Raw genomic sequence first — 22,729 nt, 5'->3', positions numbered from 1 at the left:
CGGCGAGGCCTGCCCGAGTTCGGAGGAGCATCATGACCGACATCGACTGGGAGGGACTGCGCGCTGAAGCCGTTTCGGCGATGCGTCGCGCCTATGCCCCGTACTCGAACTACTCCGTCGGTGCCGCAGCGCTCGTCGACGATGGCCGCACGGTCTCGGGGTGCAACGTCGAGAACGCGTCGTACGGCGTCGGCCTCTGCGCCGAGTGCGGGCTCGTTTCGAACCTGCACATGACCGGTGGCGGCAGGCTCACGGCCTTCGTCTGCGTCAACGGCCAGGAAGAGATCATCATGCCCTGCGGACGGTGCCGCCAGCTGCTGTACGAACACTCCGCGCCCGGGATGCTGCTGCACACCGTGTCAGGCATCCGTACGATCGACGAGGTGCTGCCTGACGCCTTCGGCCCGCGCGATCTCGAGGAGGCACGCGCATGACCGACACGCAGATCGAGCCGTACGACGCCGTGGACGTCATCCGTATCAAGCGTGACGGGGGCGCGGTCCCCGAGCCGGAACTGCGGTGGATGGTCGACGCCTACACGCGCGGCTACGTCGCGGATGCCCAGATGGCGGCCTTCGCGATGGCGACGCTGCTCAACGGGATGGAGCGCGACGAGATCCGGGTGATGACCGACGCGATGATCGCGTCGGGGGAGCGGATGAGTTTCGCGGGCCTTGGCAAGCCCACGGTCGACAAGCACTCCACCGGCGGGGTGGGCGACAAGATCACGCTGCCGTTGGCGCCGCTGGTGGCATCCTTCGGTGTCGCGGTGCCACAGCTGTCGGGGCGCGGCCTCGGGCACACCGGCGGAACGCTCGACAAGCTCGAGTCGATCCCCGGCTGGCGCGCGTCACTCACCAACGCGGAGCTCACCGCGCAGCTGCGGGATGTCGGTGCCGTGATCTGTGCCGCCGGGTCGGGCCTTGCCCCCGCCGACAAGAAGCTCTATGCGCTGCGCGATGTCACCGGGACCGTCGAGGCGATCCCGCTCATCGCCTCGAGCATCATGTCCAAGAAGATCGCCGAGGGCACCGACTCGCTGGTGCTGGACGTCAAGTTCGGGTCGGGAGCGTTCATGCGCGATGTCGACCGGGCGCGGGAGCTCGCTCGGACGATGGTTGCGCTCGGCGCCGACTCGGGAGTCGCCACGACCGCGCTGCTCACGAACATGGACACGCCGCTGGGCCTGGCCATCGGCAACGCGAACGAGGTCCGCGAGTCCGTCGAGGTGCTCGCCGGAGCAGGCCCGGCGGATGTCGTCGAGCTCACCGTCGCCCTCGCGCGCGAGATGCTCGCTCTGGCCGGGCAGCCCGATGCCGATGTCGAGGCGGCGCTGGCCGACGGCCGGGCGATGGACACTTGGCGTGCGATGATCCGCGCTCAGGGCGGCGACCCGGATGCCGACCTTCCCGTGGCTCGCGAGACCCACACCGTGACGGCGCCGCGGGCGGGTGTGGTGACCCGCATGGAGGCGCTGCCGTTCGGAGTGGCCGCCTGGCGGCTCGGGGCAGGGCGCGCCCGCGCCCAGGACCCCGTGATCCACGCTGCCGGCATCGATCTGCACGCCAAGCCCGGCGACCTCGTCGCCGCCGGCGCGCCGCTGTTCACGCTTTCGGCCCAGGACGCGGCCCGGTTCGCGCGCGCACTGGACGCGCTCGAGAACGCGTGGGAGATTGGTGACGCCGAGGTTCCGAGCGCGCCGCTGGTTCTCGAGCGCATCACAGCCTGAGCAGGTCTTCTCCCCATTCCCCCACGCCAGCGCAAGGAGCCCTCATGTCGATCGATCAGCACGGTGACGCCGTCCTCCAGGGGATGTCGATCCGCGCCCTCCCCAAGGTGTCGCTGCACGACCACCTCGACGGCGGAGTGCGGCCCGCGACGCTCCTGGAATTGGCTGACGAGATCGACCTCGAGGTGCCCGAAGAGACGGCGGAGGACCTCGCCGAGTGGATTGCCGAGCGCTCGGACTCGGGCTCGCTCGTCGAGTACCTGAAGACCTTCGACCTCACGACCGCCGTCATGCAGACTCGTGAGGGGCTCACACGAGTCGCGCGGGAGTTCGTCGAAGACCTCGCCGCTGACGGCGTGATCTACGGCGAGGTGCGGTGGGCACCCGAACAGCACCTGTCGCGAGGCCTGTCTCTCGAGGAGGTCGTGGAGGCGGTGCAGGACGGCATCGAAGAGGGTGAGGATGCCGCGGAGCAGGCCGGTCACGACATCCGTGTCGGCCAGCTGATCACCGCGATGCGCCACACCGACCGCTCACTCGAGATCGCACGCCTCGCCGTCGACTGGCGTGAGCGCGGCGTCGTCGGGTTCGACATCGCGGGCCCCGAGGAGGGCTTCCCTCCCTCTCGTCACCGTGCCGCTTTCGACTACCTGGCCGGCGAGTTCTTTCCCGTGACGGTTCATGCCGGGGAGGCTGCCGGGGTGGACTCGATCCGGTCGGCGCTCCTTGACGGTCGGGCCCTGCGCCTGGGGCACGGGGTGCGGATCGCGGAGGATCTGGATGTCGTCTCCCGAGCCGGTGACGAAGTCCTCGTCCAGTTCGGAGATCTTGCCCGCTGGGTACGAGACCGCGAGATTCCCCTTGAGCTGTCGCCCAGTTCGAACCTGCAGACCGGCGCCATCTCGACCTGGGGTGACGAACTCGGCGACCACCCCTTCGACCTGCTCTACCAGCTCGGGTTCTCGGTCACGGTCAACGTCGACAACCGCACCATGAGTCGGACGTCGCTCACGCGTGAGCTCGCCCTGCTCGCCGAGACGTTCGAGTACGACCTCGACGACCTGGAGGTGTTCCAGCTCAACGCGGCGGCCGGTGCCTTCCTGCCGGTCGAGGAGCGTGAGGAACTCATCGAGCTCATCGGCGAGGGCTTCGACCGCTGACGCTGACTCCTGCCGGACCCCGTGGGTCGGCGGGTCCGTCGCGCCCCGATCCATACTTGCGTCGTCATATATATGTGTGATCTTATATAGGCGTGTCGCTGGAGTTCACGATTCTGGGCCTGTTGGATCTCGCCCCCATGACGGGGTATGACCTCAAGAAGACCTTCGACGGCTCCGTCGCGCATTTCTGGGCAGCGGATCAGGCACAGATCTACCGCACCCTGACGAAGCTCGTCGGCTCCGGAGCCGTCGAGGTGGAGATCGAACCGCAGGCGGGGAAGCCGGACCGTCACGTGCATCGCATCACCCCGCACGGTCGCGCCCTCCTCTCACGGTGGCTGGTGTCACCGCTCGACGAGGAACGCACCCGTGATCCCTTCCTTGCGCGCATCTTCTTCTCCGGTCGGGAAGACCCCTCCGTCGCGCTCGGAATCCTCGCGCAGCGTCGCGAGCAGACCGCCGGAAGACTCTCGGCTCTGCGCTCCCTTTCCGCCCCCAGCGACACGCCCGACCAGCGGATGCGTGCGCTCACGCTGCAGTACGGCATCCGTGCCCTCGAAGCCGAGCTGTCATGGCTCGATGAGGCAGAGCGCGCGCTTCGGTCGGCGCCCTGGGCGAGAGGATCCTGATGCACATCGACGAGCGGCGGGCGCCCGGCGGTGCCTCGGACGAGCAACCGCTGGCATCCGTGCTGTTTCTGCACGGGGGGAACGTGGCGGGGTGGATGTGGGACGAGCAGGCCGATGCGCTGCCGGCGTACCACGCTCTCATTCCCGACCTGCCCGGCTTCGGCAACTCGAACGACGAACCCTGGGCGGGGATGCCGGCGGTCGCCGATGAGCTCGCCCGGAGAGTCCGAGAGCGGGCGGTCGGTGGTCGCGTGCACATCGTGGGGCTCTCACTCGGCGGCATCCTGGGTCTGACGTTCTGCGCGCGCCATCCCGACCTCGTACGTAGCGCCTTCCTATCCGGGGTGACGACCAGACCGATCCGGGGACTCGTGGCAGTGTCGGCCCGTGCGCAGGTGAGTCTGTGGGGATGGCGCGGCTACTGGCAGGGGCTCGCGCGGGCCTACGGCATGCCCGCCGATGCGCTCGACAGGTTCGTCGAGACGGGGCTCGGGATCGACAAGGCGTCGGCGCGACGGATGATGAACGAGGTGTATCGGGGGATGACGGCACAGACCCTGGAGTCGGTGAGAGATCTGCAAGCTCCGGTGCTCGCGGTCGCGGGGGAGCGCGAGCCCGCCGTCATCCGTGACAGTCTTGCCGACGTCGCCCGATACGCGCCCGCCGCGCAGACAGCCCTCGTACCGCGCATGCACCACGTGTGGAGCGCGGAGGATCCGGAGTTGTTCCACCGAACGCTGCGCCACTGGCTCGAGACGGCGACTGTCTCGCCCGAACTCATCCCGCACGTGCGCAGCTGAGCAGGCGCGCAGCGGCGCCGACCTGCGACCCTTGCCGGGCTAGCGTCGGTGGTCGGTCTGGAGGAACCTATCGATCTCGGATGTCAGGGCATCTGCCATCGCGACGTCGGAGATCGTCGGTGTTCCGTCGCCGGGCTGCACTCCGTAGTTCCCGACGCCCACGGATCGACTTTCGCGCCCGGCACGAAGACCAGACCGTCGCCGGACCCACCGTCAACGGGAGCGAGCACGATGGCGGCTGCGCTCCACCCCGCGATGCGCCTCGCGCGCCGGCGTCGGGGCCGCGGGCCGGAGTCCTCATCCACCCTCTGAGCGTACCGAGCGCCGTGCGTCAGCCGTCGATGACGGCTGCCAGTTCGTCAAGGAACCCGGCGAGGTCGGTGGATCGCCGCACGATGCGTTGAACGCTCTCGCGCTCCGAGAACACCTCGACGAACTGCTCGAAGACCGTCTGGAACGCGGCTCGATCGGACTCCGAGAACGCGACGAGCGCGACGACCTGGACACGCGAGTCGCCCCACGTGATCGAGCTCTCGGAGACGCCGACAGAGATCGCCGTGCGTGTCGCCGTCATCCCGATCGCGTGCGGAACCGCAAGCGCATCCGTGAACGCGGTCGATGACAGGTGCTCGCGGTGGATCGCGCGTTCGATGTAGTCCTGATCGATGACGCCCTCGTCGACCAGCGGGGCTCCCAGAAGGCGGATGGCGTCCTCCTCGCTTCCCGCCGCGGCAAGCTCCCGGCTGAATGCTCCGGCGACGAAGTAGCGAGCGAGATCGGCGCGGAGCCGAGCCAGGCGCCGACCACGTCGGATGCGGCTCGCCGTCGTCTGCACGCGGTCGACGTCGCTTTCGGTGAGGAACGGCTGCACCCGCACGATCCGGTCCGACGGGGCCGGCGGGTCGATGGTCGAGAGCACGAGGTCGGTGTGGATCGCCTCCCAGTCGGGATCCGCGCGCGTGTCGACGCCGACGACCTCGATGGCTCGGCCGAGCGAGCGGTCGACGCTGGAACGGAGCAGCTCGTGCAGTTCGTAGTAGCCGGGGCACACGATGGTTGCCGTCAGGAGCTGCTCGCTGCGGCGACTGCGTTCGAGCCGCCCGCCGACGTGCATCGCGATGTACGCGATCTCGTCGTCCAGGAGGGGAATCCCGAGCCGGTCGTGAAGCTGCCCCGCGATGAACACCGCGACCTCGAAGACCATGGGGTAGCTGGTCTTCAGAGAGCGGGTCAGCGGGTTGCGCGACCACGCTTGGGCTGCAGCTCGCTGCCTCAGGTTCTGCACGTGAAGCGACAGTCGCATCACGAAATCCTCGTGCGCGATGTCCACGAGGAACTCGGATGCCGCGTCCTGCACGATCTCGCGGACGATCTGCTCGAGCTCCGGGTCGAGGTTCTCGCGTGCCCGCTCGCTCGGCGCCGCCGCGCCCGGGGCCACGACGCGGGTCAGGACGAGGATCGCCAGGTGGTCGAGGTCACCATGTCCGAGCGTCACGCCCGTATGCTCCCTCACCAGCGCGTCGAGGACCTCGGCGACCGCGCGACGGTCTTCCGAGACCGGTGGGCCGCCGGCGGCTTCGAGCGTGCGTCCCTGGGAGGCGCGATCCGCAGTGATCGCGATGTGCATCAGCACGTCCGCGATGCCGAACTCGTTGACGTAGTAGCCCAGATCCCCCATGCGAGCCACCAGAGCAGGCTTGAAGGGGCCGAACACGTTGGCGCCCATGGAGGACCCGCCGAGGGACCGCCGCAGCGCGTCGAAATCGAAGGCCCCGGCTTCCATCTCGTCATGAGCGAGCGAGCTCAGCAGGCGCCGCTGGGCGACTTCGGCGCCGCGAAGCCGAGCGGTCGATGCCGACCGCTCCAGCGAGATGCCGGTGCCGCCCAGCAGACTGCGCACCCGCCCGAGATCGGCCTCCAATGTTGCAGGGCTGACGTGGAGTTCATCGGCAGTCTCGAACACGTCGATGCCGTCGGGGTCGTTCAGGAGGGCGCGGACGAGCGTGTGGAGCCGGTCGCGAGGTGTTCCGGCATCCGCCGCCGCCGAGGCCCGTAACGCCGCGGCGGCGTCCACACCGGCTCGATACCCGGAGGGTCCCGACTCGATCGCCGCCCCCGAAGGGACCCGTGCGTTGACGGCGGTGACGTACGAACGGATGCTGCGCGGAGTGACGCCGAGCGCGTCGGCGAGGGTCGCGGCAGTGACCCAGTCGCCCTCGCGGACGAGCAGGCTCAGCATCCGGTCTTGTCGTGGTCGTGTCACCGAACTCCTCGGGCGAGGTCGCGCCCGACGCGTCCTCGACGGTGTCAGTCAATCACGCCGAGCGCCGTGGCGGGGCGCGGTGTCCGCGCGGGGGCCGAGGGATGCCGTCCTCGCAGGCCACGCCCCGTGCCCCAAACACCCTTCCGCCCCCGCGGAAAAAGGACTGGTTGTTGCCTCTCAGCGTTCTCACAAGAATCGATCGCGAAGGAGGCGGGTCGATGAGGATCCTGGTGGTCTGCGGCGCGGGAGCGTCGAGCACGTTCGTCGCACAGCGGCTGCGAAACGCCGCCGCGCGCAGTGGTCTGCACGCGGAGGTCGCTGCGGGAACCGAGGACACCCTCGGGACCCTGGCCGAGCCCGTCGATGTCGTGCTCGTGGGCCCGCACCTGGAGTCCGCGTTCGCGCGAATCCAGGATGCGGTCGGCGCAACGGGCGCGATCACCGTCCTGCTTCCGAGGGATGCGTTCGAGGACCGCGACGGTTCGCGGATCCTCGAAATCGTCACCGCGGCACGCGCCTCATCCGTCACCGAATAGCCCGTTCCAGGGAGGGAACCATGTCTCAGATCACTCGCACGGTCCGCATCGGCTCGTCGCACGGCCTGCACGCTCGTCCGGCGAAACTGTTCGCGCAGGCCGCGAAGGACGCGGGCATTCCCATCACGATCGCGAAGGATGCCGGAGCCCCGGTCAACGCCGCGAGCATCCTCGGGGTCATCTCGCTGGGTGTGGAGCACGGCGACTACGTGACGCTGACGGCGGACGGTGACGGCGCCGAGGCGGCCCTGGACACCCTCAGCGAGCTGCTGACCACCGACCACGACGCGGCCTGACGATGGCACAGCTTCGAGGAGTCGGCATCGGCCTCGGCGTTGCGCACGGCCCCGTTGCCCGAATGGCGGAGCCGTTGCCTGCTCCGCAGGACGCTCCGAGCGCGCTGAGCGTCGAGGAGGAACGCACCCGGGTTCAGGAGGCGCTCTCCGCGGTCGCGCGCGAGCTTGAACAGCGCGGCGAGCAGGCCGGGGGAGCCGCGCGCGACGTCCTTGAGGCGCAGGCGATGATGGCGGAGGACCCGACACTCACCGACGAGGTAGAGGCGTCGCTCGGGCAGGGCAAGACCGCCGAACGTGCCGTACACGAGGCGTTCGCCTCGTTCCGCGCCCAGTTGGAGGCCGTCGGCGGCTACCTCGGCGAGCGCGCCGCCGACCTCGATGACGTCGCACAGCGCGTCATCGCTCGGCTCCAGGGCGTCCCCGCCCCGGGGGTGCCTGAGCCGGGACATCCGTTCGTTCTCGTCGCGAAGGACCTCGCCCCCGCCGACACCGCTCTCTTGGACCTCGATCAGGTCCTCGCTCTCGTCACGACCGAGGGTGGTCCGACCTCGCACACGGCGATCCTCGCGCGGGAGAAGGGCATCGTCGCGGTCGTGGGCGTCGCCGGAGCCGCGCAGCTCTCGGACGGGGAGACGGTCGTGGTGGATGCCGCAGCCGGCGCCGTGACCACCGAGCCGACGGATGACGAGCTCACGCGCGCCGAGCACCGGGCGAATGCCCGCGCCGCCGCCGCCGGCGCTCCGATCACCGACGGCGCGCTCGCCGATGGGACGCCGGTGCCGCTGCTGGCCAACCTCGGAAATCCGGCTGGCGCGGCCGAGGCTGTGGCCCTCGGCGCTGAGGGCGTCGGTCTGTTCCGCACCGAGTTCCTGTTCCTGTCTGCAAGCTCTGCGCCCACGGTCGAACAGCAGCGCGAGTCCTACGCCGAATTGCTCGCTGCGTTCGCCGGCAAGAAGGTCGTCGTCCGCGTGCTGGATGCGGGAGCCGACAAGCCCCTGCCGTTCCTCAACGACGCACACGAGGAGAACCCCGCCCTCGGGCTGCGAGGGTTACGGGCCTTGCGCGCGAGCGAAGACATCCTGCGTGAGCAGCTGACTGCTCTCGCCGAGGCCGACGCCCAGACGCGCAAGACGGGCTCGGCGGCCGACCTGTGGGTCATGGCGCCGATGGTCTCGACGGTCGAGGAGGCGGAGTACTTCACCGCCCTCGCCCGGGAATACGGCATCCGCACCGCCGGGGTCATGGTCGAGGTGCCGTCGTCGGCACTGATGGCCGAGAGCATCTTCGCCTACGCCGACTTCGCGTCGATCGGAACGAACGATCTGACTCAGTACACGCTCGCTGCCGATCGACTGCTCGGCTCGGTCGCAAGCTTCCAGGACCCGTGGCATCCCGCGGTGCTCCGGCTGATCCGGGAGGTCGGCGCTGCCGGAGCCCGGACCGGCAAACCCGTCGGGATTTGCGGCGAGGCAGCGGCCGATCCGTTGCTGGCTGTCGTGCTCGTCGGGCTGGGAGCGACATCCCTCTCGATGGCGCCCACGGCGCTCGCCGATGTGCGGGCGACGCTGCTCACCTACTCCCTCGACGACGCGAAGCGCGTCGCCGAGGCGGCACTGGCCGCAACGGATGCGGCAACCGCGCGGGAGGCGGCACTGGCTGCCTCCGCATCACAGAAGGAGAGAATGCAATGACAACGACGTCACCTGGAGTGGCGAAGGATCCGGGACGGGCACGCGTCGCCGTCCAGCGATTCGGGACCTTCCTCTCAGGCATGATCATGCCGAACATCGCGGCATTCATCGCCTGGGGTTTCATCACCATGCTCTTCATCCCGCTTGGCTGGCTGGGGTGGTGGGAACCCGTAGCGCCTCTGCTCGGCGGTTTCGGAAACGCCGACGTCATCGGATGGCAAGGCGCTATGACAGCGCTTGCGGAAGCGCCTGACGGAGCGACCTTCCCGCAGTACGTCGGTCTCGTCGGACCGATGATCACCTATCTGCTGCCTCTTCTGATTGCCAACACGGCAGGTCGGATGGTTTACGGCGAGCGCGGCGGTGTTGTCGCGACGATCGCCACGATGGGTGTCATCGTCGGGACGAACATCCCGATGTTCCTAGGTGCCATGATCATGGGTCCCATTGCAGCGCTGCTGACGAAGTGGATGGACCGGATCTGGGACGGCAAGATCAAGCCCGGGTTCGAGATGCTCGTGAACAACTTCTCGGCCGGCATCCTGGGGATGCTGCTGGCGATCGTGGGATTCTTCGTCTTTGGCCCGCTCATGATCGGGATCAGTGCCGTGCTCGGCGCTGCGGTGGGCTGGCTCGTCTCGGTGAACCTGCTGCCGCTCGTGTCGATCATCGTTGAGCCGGCGAAGGTGCTGTTCCTCAACAACGCGATCAACCACGGTGTGTTCACGCCTCTCGGTGTTGAGCAGGCAGCCGAGACCGGGAAGTCGATCCTGTTCCTTATCGAGGCGAATCCCGGGCCCGGGCTCGGTCTGCTGCTCGCCTTCACGTTCTTTGGCATCGGCGCGGCTAAGGCCTCGGCACCTGGCGCGATCATCATCCAGTTCTTCGGCGGTATCCACGAGATCTACTTCCCGTACGCTCTCGCAAAGCCGGCGACGATCCTGGCGCTGATCGCCGGTGGGGCAACCGGTGTGACGGTGAACATGCTCTTCAACGGCGGTCTTGCCTTTCCGGCAGCCCCCGGCAGCATCATTGCGGTGACCGCTGCGGCGTCCAGTCCGGCAGCCGGCGGCATCGGCAACCTCCTGGTTGTCTACCTGTCGGTGCTCCTTGCTGCGGCCGTGACGTTTGTCGTCGCAGCAGTCATCTTGCGCGCGACTCGCAAGCGGGACCTCGAGTCCGGACTTGGCGGCGACCTCAGCGCTGCGATCGCCCAGACCGAGGCCAACAAGGGCAAGGAATCGGCGGCGCTCGCTGGTCTGCGGGCGAGCGCCGGAAACGACGCCCGCGCCGAGCACGATGCCGATGAGGCATACAACGAGGCTGAGACGGCTCGTGCAACCGGCGGTGAGGCAAGCGGTGGACGGCTCGAGACCAAGCAGATCACCAACATCGTGTTCGCGTGCGACGCGGGGATGGGTTCCTCTGCCATGGGTGCGAGCGTGCTGCGCAACAAGATCACCAAGGCCGGCATCACGGATGTCACGGTCACCAACAAGGCGATCGCCAACCTGGACGACTCGGCTGACCTGGTCATCACGCAGAATCAGCTCACCGACCGGGCCCGGCAGAAGACGCCGGGAGCGGTGCACGTCTCGGTCGACAACTTCATGAACTCGCCGAGATACGACGAGGTCGTGGAGTTGGTTCGCGACCAGCACCAGGATGGTGCATAACCGATGAGTCGGTGCGGGGCGGCGCACACCGCCCCGCACCTCTCATCCAGCAACCTCCGGGGAGAAGGGCTTTGATCATGACCAGTGACGTTCTCACCAGCGACCGGGTGCGGATCCACGCCGGTTCGGCGACGCGCGACGAGGCGATCCGCGAAGCGGCCGACCTGCTGGTCGCCGCAGGAGCGGTGACCCCCGCGTATTTCGACGCGATGCTCGCCCGAGAGCAGACGGTCTCGACCTACATGGGTAACGAGCTCGCCATCCCGCACGGCACGAACGACGCGAAGGACGCGATTCTCGCGTCCGCGCTCTCGGTGGTCCGCTACGACGGCGGTATCGACTGGGACGGCGAGACGGTGACATTCGTCGTGGGCATCGCCGGTGTCGGCGACGAGCACCTCGAGATCCTCTCGCAGATCGCGATCCTGTTCTCGGACGAGGATGACGTCGCGAAGCTCAAGGCGGCCGCTACGTCCGACGAGCTGTTCTCGCTCGTGTCCGCCTCCGGCGTCTGAGGAAAGGAACCGTCATGAAGGCCGTCCACTTCGGCGCGGGAAACATCGGGCGCGGATTCGTCGGGCTCCTGCTTCATGAGGGCGGATACGATCTCGTCTTCTCCGACGTCGCCGCTGCGCTCGTCGATGCCATCAACGCGGCGTCCTCGTACACCGTCCATGAGGTCGGGGAGGGCGGCATCGACAAGACGGTGACGGGATTCCGCGCGATCAACTCCGCCACGGACCCGGACGCCCTTGTCGCCGAGATCGCGACGGCGGATGTCGTCACCACGGCGGTGGGGCCGACGGTGCTGCGGTTCGTGGCGCCGCACATCGCCGCGGGCCTCGCGTCTCGCGACGGCGCGCGCCCGGCGCTTCAGGTCATGGCATGCGAGAACGCCATCAACGCGACCGACCTCCTGCGCGATGAGGTCGCGGCCGCGGCGGGGGAGCGTTGGGTAGACCTCGACAAGCGCGCCGTGTTCGCGAACACCGCGGTCGATCGGATCGTGCCGGCCCAGCCTGACGGGTCGGGCGTCGATGTCACGGTCGAGCCCTTCTTCGAGTGGGCCATTGAACGGCCGCCCTTCGGGGATGACCCGCCGCAGATCCCGGGCGCGCACTTCGTCGATGACCTCGCCCCATACATCGAACGCAAACTGTTCACCGTCAACACGGGGCATGCCGCCGCCGCATACTTGGGTGCGCGTGCCGGACATGTGACGATCGCGCAGACCCTCGCCGATCCGGCGATTGCCGGGCAGGTGGTCGCGGCGCTCGAGGAGACCTCCGCCCTGCTCACCGCCAAGCACGAGCTGCCCGTTGAGGAACTGGCGTCCTACCGCGCGACGATCCTGCGGCGGTTCCAGAACCCGGCGCTGCCCGACACGGTCGGTCGCGTGGGACGCCAGCCCCTGCGTAAGCTCTCACGCCACGAGCGGTTCATCGGCCCCGCCGCCGAAGCTGCCGAGCGCGGCATGTCGGTCTCGGGCCTGCTCGCGGCCGTCGGCGCCGCGCTCGAGTTCGACGACCCCGACGATCCGCAGTCGCAGGAGCTCCAGCAGCTCCTTCGGGAGACGGATGCCGCCACGGCGGTGACACGGATCACGGGCCTTGGGCCCGAGCATCCGCTGTTCGTCGACGTTCTCGAGGTCGTGCACGCCCGCCAGCGCTCCCACTGACGGCGGACGAGCTTCGCAAGATCGCCCGTACTGCGCACTCCTGTGGCCGAAAACCTGGGGAGATGGCGCAGATCTGTGACGTGGGCGGCGCCCAGCTGGGGTGGCGTCAGCTGACGGCGGCGAGCAGGTCTCGTGCGCCGGTCGCGAGAGATTCCAGGCGTTCCTGCGCGGCGGCCGGTGTGTCAGCCCTGACGTCCAGGTAGACCTTCAGCTTCGGCTCAGTGCCGCTGGGACGGATGATGATCCGTGACCCGTCGTGGAGCCACAGACGCAGCACGTCGCCCGGAGGAAGGCCGTCGACCCCGTTGAGCAGGTCATCGGTGCGTGCCACTGTCACGCCGGCGATCTCGGTGGGTGGCGCCGCGCGCAGCGCCGCCATCATCCGTCCGATGAGTGACAGGTCGCTGACCCGCAACGAGATCTGGTCGCTGGCGAACGATCCGAAGGTGTTATCGAATTCGGCCAGCAGGTCTGCGACCGTTCGTCCCTTCGCGCGCGCGGCGGAGATCATCCCGAGCATCGCGACGGCGGCGGAGATGCCGTCCTTGTCACGCACGGTCTCGGGGTTGACGAGATAGCCGAGCGCTTCTTCGAAGCCGTACACGATGCCCGGCGCCCGTGAGATCCACTTGAAGCCGGTGAGGGTCGCCGCAAAGCCGAGCCCGTAGTGCTCGGCGACGGCGGCAAGGCCGGGAGACGAGACCAGCGAGCACGCCAGGGTGGCGCCGGATGCCGCATCCGCCGTCTGCGCGGCGCGCCACCCGAGCAGCAGGCCGATCTGGTTGCCGGTGAGCCTGCGCCACCCGCCGGGCGCTGCGGGATCGGGGATCGCGACAGCGAGGCGGTCGGCATCCGGGTCGTTCGCGAGAACGAACTCCGCTCCCGTCTGCCGTGCGGTCTCGGAGGCCAGGTCCATCGCGCCCGGCTCCTCGGGGTTCGGGAACGAGACCGTGGGGAACCGGCCATCCGGCTCGATCTGTGCCGCGACGGGAGTCGGTGCCGGGTACCCGGCGACATCGAGGATGCGCGACAGGGTCTCCCACCCCACGCCGTGCATCGCCGTGTAGACCCAGCGCATCCCTGCGGCACCGGGCCCGGCAGGCGCCACCGCCGCGGTTGCGCGGATGTAGGCATCCACGACCGATTCGGCCGCGATCTCATACTCGGTGCTGCGGGGCAGATCACGGATGTCGCCCGCAGCCACAGCGTCGATGTGCGCGGCGATCTCGGCATCCGCGGGTGACACGATCTGGGATCCGGCGTCAGCGCCACCGAGGTACACCTTGTACCCGTTGTCGTCGGGCGGGTTGTGCGATGCCGTGACCATCACGCCCGCCGCCGCGTCCAGGTGGCGCACGGCGAAGGCGAGCACGGGGGTCGGCAGCAGGCGAGGCAGCAGGATGGCTTCCAGCCCTGCTCCCGCGAAGATCTCCGCGGAGTCGCGAGCGAAGACGTCGGAGTTCCGGCGCCCGTCATATCCGATCACGACGCGAGGGACGGCATCCGTCGCTGCGTGCTCGCGCAGGTAGGCGGCAAGACCGGCGGCGGCCTGTGTCACGAGAACCCGGTTCATCCGGTTGGTTCCCGCGCCGAGCGCACCGCGAAGACCCGCAGTGCCGAACGCCAGCCGCGTGCCGAACCGGTCCTCGAGTTCTTCGAGGGCCGCGCCATCCTGGGCATCCGCGCGTGCGAGGAGGGCCTCGAGCTCTGCCCGGGTGGCCGGGTCAGGATCCTGCGCGAGCCAGCTCCGCGCCGCGTCGATCAGACCCATCACAGTTCGCCGATGACCCGTGCCAGCAGCGCCGAGATCACCGGCTCGGCCTGCTTGCCCGCCTCGATGACCTCCTGGTGACTGAGGGGGGTGGTCTGGATGCCGGCGGCCATGTTCGTCACGAGGGAGAACCCGAGGATCTCCATGCCCGCTTGGCGCGCAGCGATCGCCTCGAGCGCCGTCGACATGCCGACGAGGTGACCGCCGATCGTCTTAGCCATCCGGACCTCGGCGGGAGTCTCGTACTGCGGACCCCGGAACTGGCAGTACACCCCTTCGTCCAGCGTCGGATCCACCATCCGCGCGATGTCGCGAAGGCGTAGGGAGTACAGGTCGGTGAGGTCGACGAATGTCGCGCCCTCCAGGGGCGAGGCGCCGGTCAGATTGATGTGGTCGCTGATCAGAACCGGCTGTCCGGGCTTCCACGACGGCTTGATGCCGCCGGCGCCGTTGGTCAGGACCATGATGCGCGCGCCCGTCGCGGCGGCGGCGCGCACGCTGTGCACGACGCGGCGAGGTCCGTGCCCCTCATAGAAGTGGGTCCGGGCACCGATCACGAGCACATGACGACCCTTGGGGGTGCGGATGCTGCGCAACGACCCGACGTGACCTGCGAGTGCCGGCGCACTGAAGCCCGTGACCTCTGTCGCGGGAATCGTCGCGACAGTCTCGCCGATCAGGTCGGCGGCTTTGCCCCAGCCGCTGCCGAGGGTCAACGCAATGTCGTGGCGCTCCACTCCGGTGAGTCGGGCGATATCGGCCGCTGCGGTTCGAGCGATCTCGAACGGGTCGGCGTGAGGATCATCGAGCGGGTTGCCCAGAGTATCTGACATGTTCTTACTCTAGGAACCCCAGACTGGCAGGAACAACGGGGGCTTCCTGAAACAATGGAGCCATGTCCCTGAGCTTCGAGCGCACCCAGTCCGTCGCGATCATCGGCGGTGGTCCCGGAGGTTACGAGGCGGCGCTCGCGGCAGCGCAGTTGGGAGCCGATGTCACCCTCGTCGAGCGTGCGGGTGTCGGCGGCTCGGCTGTCATCACGGACGTGGTCCCTTCGAAGACTCTCATCGCGACCGCGGATGCCGCTGTCGCGATCGCGGGTGCAGGGGAACTGGGGGTTCAGCTGTTCGCGAAGGGCGGCGACGGGCGTCCGCTCAAGCCGGAGATCGCGATCAACCTCGCCCAGGTGAACAAGCGGCTGCTCGCGCTGGCGCGGCAGCAGTCCGAAGACATGCGGGCCTCGCTGCTGCAGGCGGGGGTGACGATCCTCGAGGGACACGGGCGCGTCGAGGACGACAATGCCGTCGTCGTCTCCACCGGTCCCGGCGGCACGGATTTCGACCGGATCGAGGCGGACACTCTCGTCATCTCGGTCGGCGCATCGCCGCGCGAGCTCCCCAGCGCCAAGCCCGACGGGGAACGCATCCTGACCTGGACGCAGCTCTACGACATGAAGACGCTGCCCGAACACCTCATCGTCGTCGGCTCGGGTGTGACAGGCGCCGAGTTCGCGTCGGCCTACATGAACCTTGGTTCGAAGGTCACCCTCATCTCCAGTCGCGACCAGGTGCTTCCCGGTGAAGACAAGGATGCCGCTGCCGTGATCGAGAGCGTCTTCCTGCGCGGGGGAATGACACTTCTTCCGAAGTCCCGGGCGAAGTCGGTGGTGCGCGAAGGCGACGGGGTGGTCGTGACGCTCTCGGACGGCACCCGCGTCGAGGGGAGCCACTGCCTGATGGCTGTCGGCTCGATCCCGAACACCGCGGGCATCGGTCTCGAACAGGCGGGCGTTCAGCTGACCCAGAGCGGCCACATCCGGGTGAATCGGGTTGCTCGCACGTCGGTGCCCAACATCTACGCCGCCGGTGACTGCACGAACTTCTTCCCGCTGGCATCGGTCGCGGCGATGCAGGGGCGCACGGCCGTCTTCCACGCTTTCGGAGATGTCGTCATCCCGCTCGAGAAGCGCCGCATCACCGCCAACATCTTCACGGCTCCCGAGATCGCCACCGTCGGATGGGGGGAGGAAGACATCGCCGCAGGCGTCATCGGCGGTGTCGTCCACAAGCTGCCCCTCTCGTCGAACCCGCGGGCCAAGATGATGGGGATATCCGACGGCTTCGTGAAGCTCATCGCTCGCGAGGGCAGTGGCACGGTCGTCGGAGGCGTCATCGTCGGACCCCGTGCCTCCGAGCTCATCTACCCCATCGCGATCGCCGTCGAGCGCCGGCTCACCGTCGATCAGGTCTCGCGGGTCTTCGCCGTGTACCCGTCGCTCGCGGGGTCGATCACGGATGCCGCCCGCGCGATGCACATCGTCGACCGCGACGAGCCCGAGGAATAGCCGGCGCTCCACCGCCAATCCGGGGATTCGGTCGCGTCGTTGCGCGGGCTGCGGGGCAGGAGGTGCGCGCGACGGCGCGACGGAACCCTCGGCCCAGCTCAGGAGATGGTGAGCAACGGATGCCCCGCCGACACGGTCGCGCCGGGCGTGGCGTTGATCGCGCCGATGACGCCGTCCTTGTGCGCCTGGATCGGCTGCTCCATCTTCATCGCTTCGAGTACGAGCACGAGGTCGCCCTTGACGACCTGCTGACCGTCCTCGACGGCGACCTTCACGACCGTCGCCTGCATCGGCGCGGTCACCGCATCACCTGACGAACCCGCGACCGCGGTGCTGGTGTGCGAGCGTCGCGACGGCGGCACCGCGGCGGGACGTCCGCGACCGGCGGGGGCCGCCACGACGCGGTCGGGCAAGCTCACCTCGAGACGCTTGCCGGCGACCTCGACGACCACCGTGTGGCGTGACTCCTGCGGGCGGGGGGCGCCGGCCTCGCCATCCCACGCGGGGATGTCGTTGTCGAAGGCGGTCTCGATCCAGCTCGTGTAGACCTCGAACTGGCCGTTCTCGGCCGTGAAGGCGGGATCGCGGACGACCTTGCGGTGGAAGGGGAGAACCGTGGGAAGCCCCGCGACCTCGAACTCGTCGAGGGCGCGGCGGGCGCGGTCGAGCGCCTCGGCACGGTCGCGGCCGGTCACGATGATCTTTGCGAGCAGCGAATCGAAGGCGCCGCTCACGGTGTCTCCGGCCGTCACCCCCGAGTCCAGACGGATGCCGGGACCACCGAAGGTCTTGAAGACGTGGATGTCTCCCGGCTGGGGCAGGAATCCCCGGCCCGGGTCCTCGCCGTTGATGCGGAACTCGATGGAGTGGCCGACCGTCTCGGGGTCGTCGTAGCCGAGCGGTTCGCCCTCGGCCAGGCGGAACTGCTCACGGACGAGGTCGATTCCGGTGACCTCTTCGGAGACGGGGTGTTCGACCTGAAGCCTCGTGTTCACCTCGAGGAACGAGATCGTTCCGTCTGCGCCGATGAGGAACTCGCACGTTCCCGCGCCCAGGTAGCCCACTTCGCGCAGGATCGCCTTGGATGACTCGACGAGGATGCGGTGCTGCTCGTCGCTGAGGAACGGCGCCGGCGCCTCCTCGACGAGCTTCTGGTGGCGACGTTGCAGTGAGCAGTCGCGCGTTGAGACGACGACGACGGTACCTTCGGCATCCGCGAGGCACTGCGTCTCGACGTGTCGCGGTCGATCGAGGTATTTCTCGACGAAGCACTCGCCGCGCCCGAACGCCGCGATCGCTTCGCGGGTCGCGGACTCGAAGAGCTCCGCGACGTCCTCGCGCGCGCGAGCGACCTTGAGTCCGCGCCCGCCACCGCCGTACGCAGCCTTGATCGCGATGGGCAGACCGTGCGTGTCGACGAAGTCGAGGACTTCCTCCGCACCCGAGACGGGGCCGGGAGTTCCCGGCGCGAGCGGAGCCCCGACCTTCTCGGCGACATGGCGTGCCGTCACCTTGTCGCCGAGGGCTTCGATCGCCTCCGGGGAGGGCCCGATCCAGGTGAGGCCTGCCGCGATGACGGCGCGTGCGAAGTCGGCGTTCTCCGCGAGGAACCCGTACCCGGGGTGCACAGCGTCTGCCCCGGATCGGCGGGCGATCGAGAGGATCTTCTCGATCGAGAGGTACGTGTCTGCGCTGGTCGAGCCGTCCAGAGCGTACGCCTCGTCGGCGAGGCGAGCGTGCAGTGCGTCGCGATCCTGGTCCGCATAGATCGCGACCGACCCCTTGCCCGCGTCGCGAGCTGCACGGATGACACGGACGGCGATCTCGCCGCGGTTCGCAACCAGGACCTTGGCGATGTGAGGCATGAATGTCAGCCTACCGACGCCCCAGGGTGCGAAATTGGATTGTTCCGACAAGAAACCCTTGTGAACGTGCAGCGACGTCTACGGCTGTTCCGGCCCCTCGGGCGCGCGGTTCCACAGGTCGGTCCACACGACGCCCAGCTGGTTCGCCAGCGTGCGGAGCGTGGACAGAGACATCCCGACCACCGTGGACGGGTCGCCGTCGACCCGGGAGATGAACGGGCCGCCGAGACTGTCGATCGTGAACGCTCCCGCCACCGCGAGGGGCTCGCCGGTTGCAACGTATGCCTGGATCTCGGCATCCGTGATGTCGTCGACGAAGGTCACGGATGCGTGAGCCACCGCGTGCGCCTCCACCGGCGCGTGCCCGGGAGCGACGCGGTAGACGCTGTGCCCCGAGTGCAGAACCCCCGTGCGCCCGCGCATCGCCTCCCACCGCGCGGTCGCCACCGCCGGTTCATGCGGCTTGCCCAGGATCCGACCATCGAGTTCGAACATCGAGTCGCCACCGACGACCAGCCCGTCGAACTCGACGTCCTCGAGCGCGAGCCGCGCCACGACATCCAGCGCCTTGCGGCGGGCCAGCAGCAGAACGTGCTCGTCGGGAGGGAGAGTTCGGCCCTCGGCGCTCTCGACCGCGTGGATGACGGCATCCTCGTCGACCTCGGGGGCCATTGTGAGCGGTTCGATCCCGGCCTGGCGCAGCAGCGCACGCCGTGCGGGGGAGGTGGATGCCAGCAGGACGCGCATCGTCCCACGCTAGCGGTCCATGAGATCCTCGATGCATGAGCGGCGAAGTGGGACAGATCGTCGACCTGGAGATCACGGATGTCGCGCACGGCGGAGTCTTCGTGGGCAGGATCGACGGTCGCGTGGTGTTCACCGCCGACGCAATCCCGGGTGAGCGTGTACGGGCACGGCTCACGGATGTGACGAAGTCCTCGTTCTGGCGGGCCGAGACCGTGGAGGTCCTCGAGGCCTCGCCCCACCGCCAGCGGCACATCTGGCCCGAGGCCGACATCGACCGCGACCCTGCGGACCGGCCCGGCGGAGCCGAGTTCGGCCACATCGCCCTGGCCCATCAGAGAGACCTGAAGCGTCACGTCCTCGCCACCGCACTGCAGCGCACGGGTCGCCTGGACGTGCCGGTCGAGTTCGAGGGGCCGCGCCCCGCATCCGTCGGCAATCATGTCGTGGCCGAGCAGCCCGACGGGACGCGATGGCGGACGAGGGTGTCGCTGCACGTCGACGACGACGGCCGGGTCGGAGCGTATGCCGCCCGCAGCCACCGCGTGATCCCGACGCAGCAGCTGCCGCTGGCGACCGCGGCGATCGAGCGGGCCGCAGCGGGGCTCGGCACCCCGGCGCCAGGCCGGATCGACCTCGTTCAGCCGGCCGACGGGCACGTGCGTGTGATCCCCCGTGGGGCGGAGGGAACCGGCCGCGGCGCCTCGGCGCGACGGAGCACGGACGTCGTTGTCGAGCAGGTCGGCGGCCGCCGGTTCCGCGTCGATGCCGGCGGCTTCTGGCAGGTTCACCGGCTGGCTGCCTCAACGCTCACGAGCGTCCTCACGGAGGAACTCGTCGACCGGGTGGATCCCGACGGTTGGCATCTTGACCTGTACGGCGGGGTCGGTTTGTTCGGTGCCCTCTTGGGTGATCTCGCCGGGACCACCGCGCGGATCACCTCGGTCGAGGCGAACGAGCGCGCGACCGAGCATGCCGGCGAGAACCTCGCAGAATGGGTCGGGGCCCGCGCCGAGACGGCGCGCGTGGACCGTTGGGTTCATGCGCTGCGAGAGAGGATCACGGATCGTGATCGCGAGCGTCTGTCTCGCGGAACTGTCGTGCTCGATCCGCCGCGAGCCGGCGCCGGCGCCGCGGTGGTCGATGACCTCGCCGCGCTGGCGCCGGCATCCATCGCGTACGTGGCGTGCGACCCGGTCGCGCTCGCCCGAGACCTCGCCCGGTTCGCCGGGCACGGATACCGCACCGATCGTGTGCGTGGGATCGACCTGTTCCCCCATTCCCACCACATGGAGGCTGTCGTCCTGCTCAGATCGGACACCGCTGGGTAGAGTGACCCCATGACGCGGGTGGCTCTGATCGATGACCATGAGTCCGTCCGCTTGGGGGTAGAGGCGGCGTGTGTGACAGACGGGGGCCCCGAGGTCGTTTTCTCGGGAAGCACTGTCACCGAGTATGTCCGCTGGCGGCGCGCGACGAATGCGCCGCCGGTCGACGTGGTCGTTCTCGATTTGACCCTGGGCGACGGCACGACGGTACGAGAGAACGTGGGACGGCTGATCGCCGACGGCTCCAGCATCCTGGTTCACTCGGTCGCGGATCGACCGGCGGCGGTGCGTGAGGCGCTCGTGGCCGGCGCGATCGGCGTGGTGAGCAAGGCCTCGCCCATCGACGACGTGATCTCGGCGATCCACGCTGTCGCGCACGGGGATCCCCTGCACAACGTCGAATGGGCAAGCGCCGTCGAGGGCGATCGTGCGTTCGCCGATGCGCAGCTGTCCGCCCGCGAGCGGGACGTGCTGCGGCTGTATGCGGCGGGTCTGCCGCTGAAGGCCGTGGCGGAGCGCCTGGGGATCGCGTACTCGACGGCGAAGGAGAACATCAGCCGGGTGCGCCTGAAGTACGTCGATGTCGGCAGGTCCGCGTCGACGAAGTTCGACCTCATGCGGCGGGCGATCGAGGACGGCCTCGTGTCGGCGGACGCGTTCACCGCCGGAGCATCGGACCCGCGATGAGCGCCGACACGGAACCCCGCGAGCGAGCCCTGGCCGCAGCGTGGGCGCAGATTCCGCTCGCCCACGATCCGACGGCCGGTCTCGGTTCGTTCACTCGACGTCGCATCGAACGGATGATCAGCATCGTCCTCGCGGTCGGGTCGCTTGCTCTCGGCGCTCAAGCCTTCGTCGCGGCGCTCGGTTCGGTGCAGGAGCCGCAGGCGTGGCACGTCGCCTTCATGGTCGGCAACTTCGGCTCGCTGGCGGCACTGCTGGTCACCTACATCGTGGGGCGCAGCATCGCCCCGGCGGCCATCACGTTCTGCGCCGTCTTCGTCGTCACTCTCATCGCGTGGCCGTTCGTCGTCGCGGGGCAGGACATCCCGCCGTCGGACCCGCCGTGGACGTGGTTCCTGGTGAGCGTCGTGACCGCATCGTCCATCATGTTCCTGCCGTTGCTGTGGCAGATGGCCTGGACCGGGTTCGTTCCCGTCCTGTTCGGCGTCACACGCCTGGCGCAGGCCGGGTTCTCGGTCGAGTTCTGGTGGCCGACTCTGCTCGATGTGTCCTTCGCCATCATCCTGGGCGGAGTGTTCGTCACCCTCGGGTGGATGTTCCGCTCGATCGCCGACAACGTCGATGAGTCGCGCCGCAGTGCTGTCGAGACGTACACTGCCGCGGCGGTGACAGAGGCGGCAGAGAACGAGCGAGTGGCTGTTGCAGCCCTGATGCACGACAGTGTTCTTGCGGCGCTGATCGCGTCCGAGCGCGCACAGACCCCGCGCGAGCAGGGTCTTGCGGTCGCGATGGCGCAGGAGGCACTCACCCGGCTTGCCAATGCGGAGAGCGATGCGGGGCTGGGCAGCGATGCCCCGAGACGATTCGCGGCGCTCGTCGAAGAGGTGGAGCGCGGGGCGCGGGGGCTCGGTGTCGACCTCGTCGTGGAGCGCTCCTATGGGCAGGACGCGCCCGAGGTCCCGGGTCGCGTGGCGAACGCCTTGATCCTCGCGGCGATGCAGGCGATCGCGAATTCGATCGAGCACGCCGGTGGAATCGGGCTCACGGTCACGGCGCGGCAGGAGCCTGACACACAGCGGGTGCACCTTGAAGTACAGGACCTCGGCGACGGGTTCGACCTGGACACGGTCCCCGACGACCGGCTCGGAATCCGTGGGTCGATCATCGCACGCGTTGCCGCCGTCGGGGGGACGGTCCACATCACATCGGACTCGAGCGGGACTCTCGTGCGGCTCACCTGGCAGGGGGCGTGCGCATGATCAGCGTCCGACGCCTCCTCATCGGCCTCGCCTTCGCATTCACGGCGTACCTCGCTGTCCGCGGTTTGTGGTGGACCGGACCGTTCACGGAGCCGCTCGTGCTCGTTGCGGCCGTCGGCCTCTACGTCGTGACGACAGGTGTCGCGTTGCTGTGGGGAAACCGCGACCCCGAGGACGACGACGTCGCTCCCGCGGCCCCCGGAATCGCGCCGCGCACCACCTCCGACCGGATGCCGCTGACGGCCGCGCTCATGGCGTTGGGGGGGGGGGGAGGGG

General features: G+C 68.8%; 21 protein-coding genes and 1 pseudogene. 16 read left to right on the top strand and 6 right to left on the bottom strand.

All coding sequences use genetic code 11. The features are described 5' to 3' along the window. Positions 1-32 precede the first annotated feature (32 nt). From ACSGC5_RS11900 to ACSGC5_RS11880, 5 genes are all read left to right on the top strand, one after another. Positions 33-434, top strand: a complete 402-nt coding sequence (locus ACSGC5_RS11900; protein WP_434970830.1) for a cytidine deaminase — start codon at positions 33-35, stop codon at positions 432-434. Next, positions 431-1,729, top strand: a complete 1,299-nt coding sequence (locus ACSGC5_RS11895; RefSeq protein ID WP_434970829.1) for a thymidine phosphorylase — start codon at positions 431-433, stop codon at positions 1,727-1,729. The genes ACSGC5_RS11900 and ACSGC5_RS11895 overlap by 4 nt, the downstream gene beginning before the upstream one ends. Positions 1,730-1,773: 44 nt before the next feature. Further along, a complete protein-coding gene (locus ACSGC5_RS11890) occupies positions 1,774-2,889 on the top strand; it encodes an adenosine deaminase (RefSeq protein ID WP_434970828.1) in 1,116 nt (371 codons plus the stop codon). A 92-nt stretch (positions 2,890-2,981) separates the two neighbouring features. Beyond that, positions 2,982-3,518: a PadR family transcriptional regulator gene (locus ACSGC5_RS11885; protein WP_434970827.1), complete on the top strand. Its 537-nt coding sequence runs from the start codon at positions 2,982-2,984 to the stop codon at positions 3,516-3,518. Then, on the top strand, positions 3,518-4,318 hold the full coding sequence (locus tag ACSGC5_RS11880) for an alpha/beta fold hydrolase (RefSeq protein ID WP_434970826.1): 801 nt from the start codon (positions 3,518-3,520) through the stop codon (positions 4,316-4,318). The genes ACSGC5_RS11885 and ACSGC5_RS11880 overlap by 1 nt, the downstream gene beginning before the upstream one ends. Positions 4,319-4,357: 39 nt before the next feature. Here ACSGC5_RS11880 and ACSGC5_RS11875 read toward each other — a convergent pair whose 3' ends face one another. Together ACSGC5_RS11875 and ACSGC5_RS11870 are read right to left on the bottom strand one after the other, a co-directional pair. Continuing rightward, positions 4,358-4,480, bottom strand: coding sequence for a hypothetical protein (locus tag ACSGC5_RS11875; RefSeq protein WP_434970825.1), 123 nt, complete (start codon positions 4,478-4,480; stop codon positions 4,358-4,360). A 169-nt stretch (positions 4,481-4,649) separates the two neighbouring features. Further along, a complete protein-coding gene (locus ACSGC5_RS11870; protein ID WP_434970898.1) occupies positions 4,650-6,557 on the bottom strand; it encodes a BglG family transcription antiterminator in 1,908 nt (635 codons plus the stop codon). 242 nt (positions 6,558-6,799) lie between these two features. On the opposite strand from ACSGC5_RS11870, the gene ACSGC5_RS11865 reads away from it, so the two are divergent. The 6 genes from ACSGC5_RS11865 to ACSGC5_RS11840 all read left to right on the top strand — a co-directional run bounded on the left by ACSGC5_RS11865 (position 6,800) and on the right by ACSGC5_RS11840 (position 12,458). Continuing rightward, entirely contained in the window at positions 6,800-7,117 is a 318-nt protein-coding gene (locus ACSGC5_RS11865) for a PTS sugar transporter subunit IIB (RefSeq protein WP_434970824.1), read from the top strand. A gap of 20 nt (positions 7,118-7,137) precedes the next feature. Beyond that, on the top strand, positions 7,138-7,413 hold the full coding sequence (locus ACSGC5_RS11860) for an HPr family phosphocarrier protein (protein ID WP_229382444.1): 276 nt from the start codon (positions 7,138-7,140) through the stop codon (positions 7,411-7,413). A gap of 2 nt (positions 7,414-7,415) precedes the next feature. Then, on the top strand, positions 7,416-9,104 hold the full coding sequence (ptsP, locus tag ACSGC5_RS11855) for a phosphoenolpyruvate--protein phosphotransferase (RefSeq protein ID WP_434970823.1): 1,689 nt from the start codon (positions 7,416-7,418) through the stop codon (positions 9,102-9,104). After that, positions 9,101-10,780, top strand: a complete 1,680-nt coding sequence (locus ACSGC5_RS11850) for a PTS mannitol transporter subunit IICB (RefSeq protein WP_434970822.1) — start codon at positions 9,101-9,103, stop codon at positions 10,778-10,780. Before ptsP ends, ACSGC5_RS11850 begins: the two co-directional genes overlap by 4 nt. Before the next feature lie 77 nt (positions 10,781-10,857). After that, positions 10,858-11,295 (top strand): PTS sugar transporter subunit IIA, encoded by a 438-nt coding sequence (locus tag ACSGC5_RS11845; protein ID WP_434970821.1) that lies wholly within the window; start codon positions 10,858-10,860, stop codon positions 11,293-11,295. A 14-nt stretch (positions 11,296-11,309) separates the two neighbouring features. Then, positions 11,310-12,458 carry a mannitol-1-phosphate 5-dehydrogenase gene (locus ACSGC5_RS11840; protein ID WP_434970820.1) on the top strand — a complete coding sequence of 383 codons (1,149 nt, stop codon included), beginning with the start codon at positions 11,310-11,312 and terminating at the stop codon, positions 12,456-12,458. A gap of 106 nt (positions 12,459-12,564) precedes the next feature. Here the strand turns inward: ACSGC5_RS11840 and ACSGC5_RS11835 are convergent, their stop codons facing one another. Together ACSGC5_RS11835 and ACSGC5_RS11830 are read right to left on the bottom strand one after the other, a co-directional pair. Then, positions 12,565-14,229: a phospho-sugar mutase gene (locus ACSGC5_RS11835; protein ID WP_434970819.1), complete on the bottom strand. Its 1,665-nt coding sequence runs from the start codon at positions 14,227-14,229 to the stop codon at positions 12,565-12,567. Beyond that, complete coding sequence (locus ACSGC5_RS11830; protein ID WP_434970818.1) at positions 14,229-15,062, bottom strand: purine-nucleoside phosphorylase; 834 nt, start codon at positions 15,060-15,062, stop codon at positions 14,229-14,231. The genes ACSGC5_RS11835 and ACSGC5_RS11830 overlap by 1 nt, the downstream gene beginning before the upstream one ends. A gap of 62 nt (positions 15,063-15,124) precedes the next feature. Between ACSGC5_RS11830 and ACSGC5_RS11825 the strand changes: the two genes are divergently transcribed. Continuing rightward, positions 15,125-16,573 carry an NAD(P)H-quinone dehydrogenase gene (locus tag ACSGC5_RS11825; protein ID WP_434970817.1) on the top strand — a complete coding sequence of 483 codons (1,449 nt, stop codon included), beginning with the start codon at positions 15,125-15,127 and terminating at the stop codon, positions 16,571-16,573. Between the two features lie 98 nt (positions 16,574-16,671). Here ACSGC5_RS11825 and ACSGC5_RS11820 read toward each other — a convergent pair whose 3' ends face one another. After that, positions 16,672-18,438 carry an acetyl/propionyl/methylcrotonyl-CoA carboxylase subunit alpha gene (locus ACSGC5_RS11820; protein ID WP_434970816.1) on the bottom strand — a complete coding sequence of 589 codons (1,767 nt, stop codon included), beginning with the start codon at positions 18,436-18,438 and terminating at the stop codon, positions 16,672-16,674. 78 nt (positions 18,439-18,516) lie between these two features. After that, positions 18,517-19,185 carry a Maf family protein gene (locus tag ACSGC5_RS11815; RefSeq protein ID WP_434970815.1) on the bottom strand — a complete coding sequence of 223 codons (669 nt, stop codon included), beginning with the start codon at positions 19,183-19,185 and terminating at the stop codon, positions 18,517-18,519. Between the two features lie 35 nt (positions 19,186-19,220). Between ACSGC5_RS11815 and ACSGC5_RS11810 the strand changes: the two genes are divergently transcribed. The 4 genes and pseudogenes from ACSGC5_RS11810 to ACSGC5_RS11795 all read left to right on the top strand — a co-directional run. Next, positions 19,221-20,513: a class I SAM-dependent RNA methyltransferase gene (locus ACSGC5_RS11810; RefSeq protein ID WP_434970814.1), complete on the top strand. Its 1,293-nt coding sequence runs from the start codon at positions 19,221-19,223 to the stop codon at positions 20,511-20,513. 9 nt (positions 20,514-20,522) lie between these two features. Further along, positions 20,523-21,197, top strand: a complete 675-nt coding sequence (locus tag ACSGC5_RS11805) for a response regulator (protein WP_434970813.1) — start codon at positions 20,523-20,525, stop codon at positions 21,195-21,197. Next, on the top strand, positions 21,194-22,453 hold the full coding sequence (locus ACSGC5_RS11800; protein ID WP_434970812.1) for a sensor histidine kinase: 1,260 nt from the start codon (positions 21,194-21,196) through the stop codon (positions 22,451-22,453). The genes ACSGC5_RS11805 and ACSGC5_RS11800 overlap by 4 nt, the downstream gene beginning before the upstream one ends. After that, a pseudogene (locus ACSGC5_RS11795) lies at positions 22,450-22,729 on the top strand (hypothetical protein); the annotation flags it as partial. The gene ACSGC5_RS11800 and the pseudogene ACSGC5_RS11795, both read left to right, overlap by 4 nt.

Origin of the sequence: Microbacterium sp. bgisy207, from assembly GCF_965345035.1 — a bacterium.
GTDB lineage: Bacteria > Actinomycetota > Actinomycetes > Actinomycetales > Microbacteriaceae > Microbacterium.
This window is presented reverse-complemented; position numbering and strand designations above follow the sequence as displayed.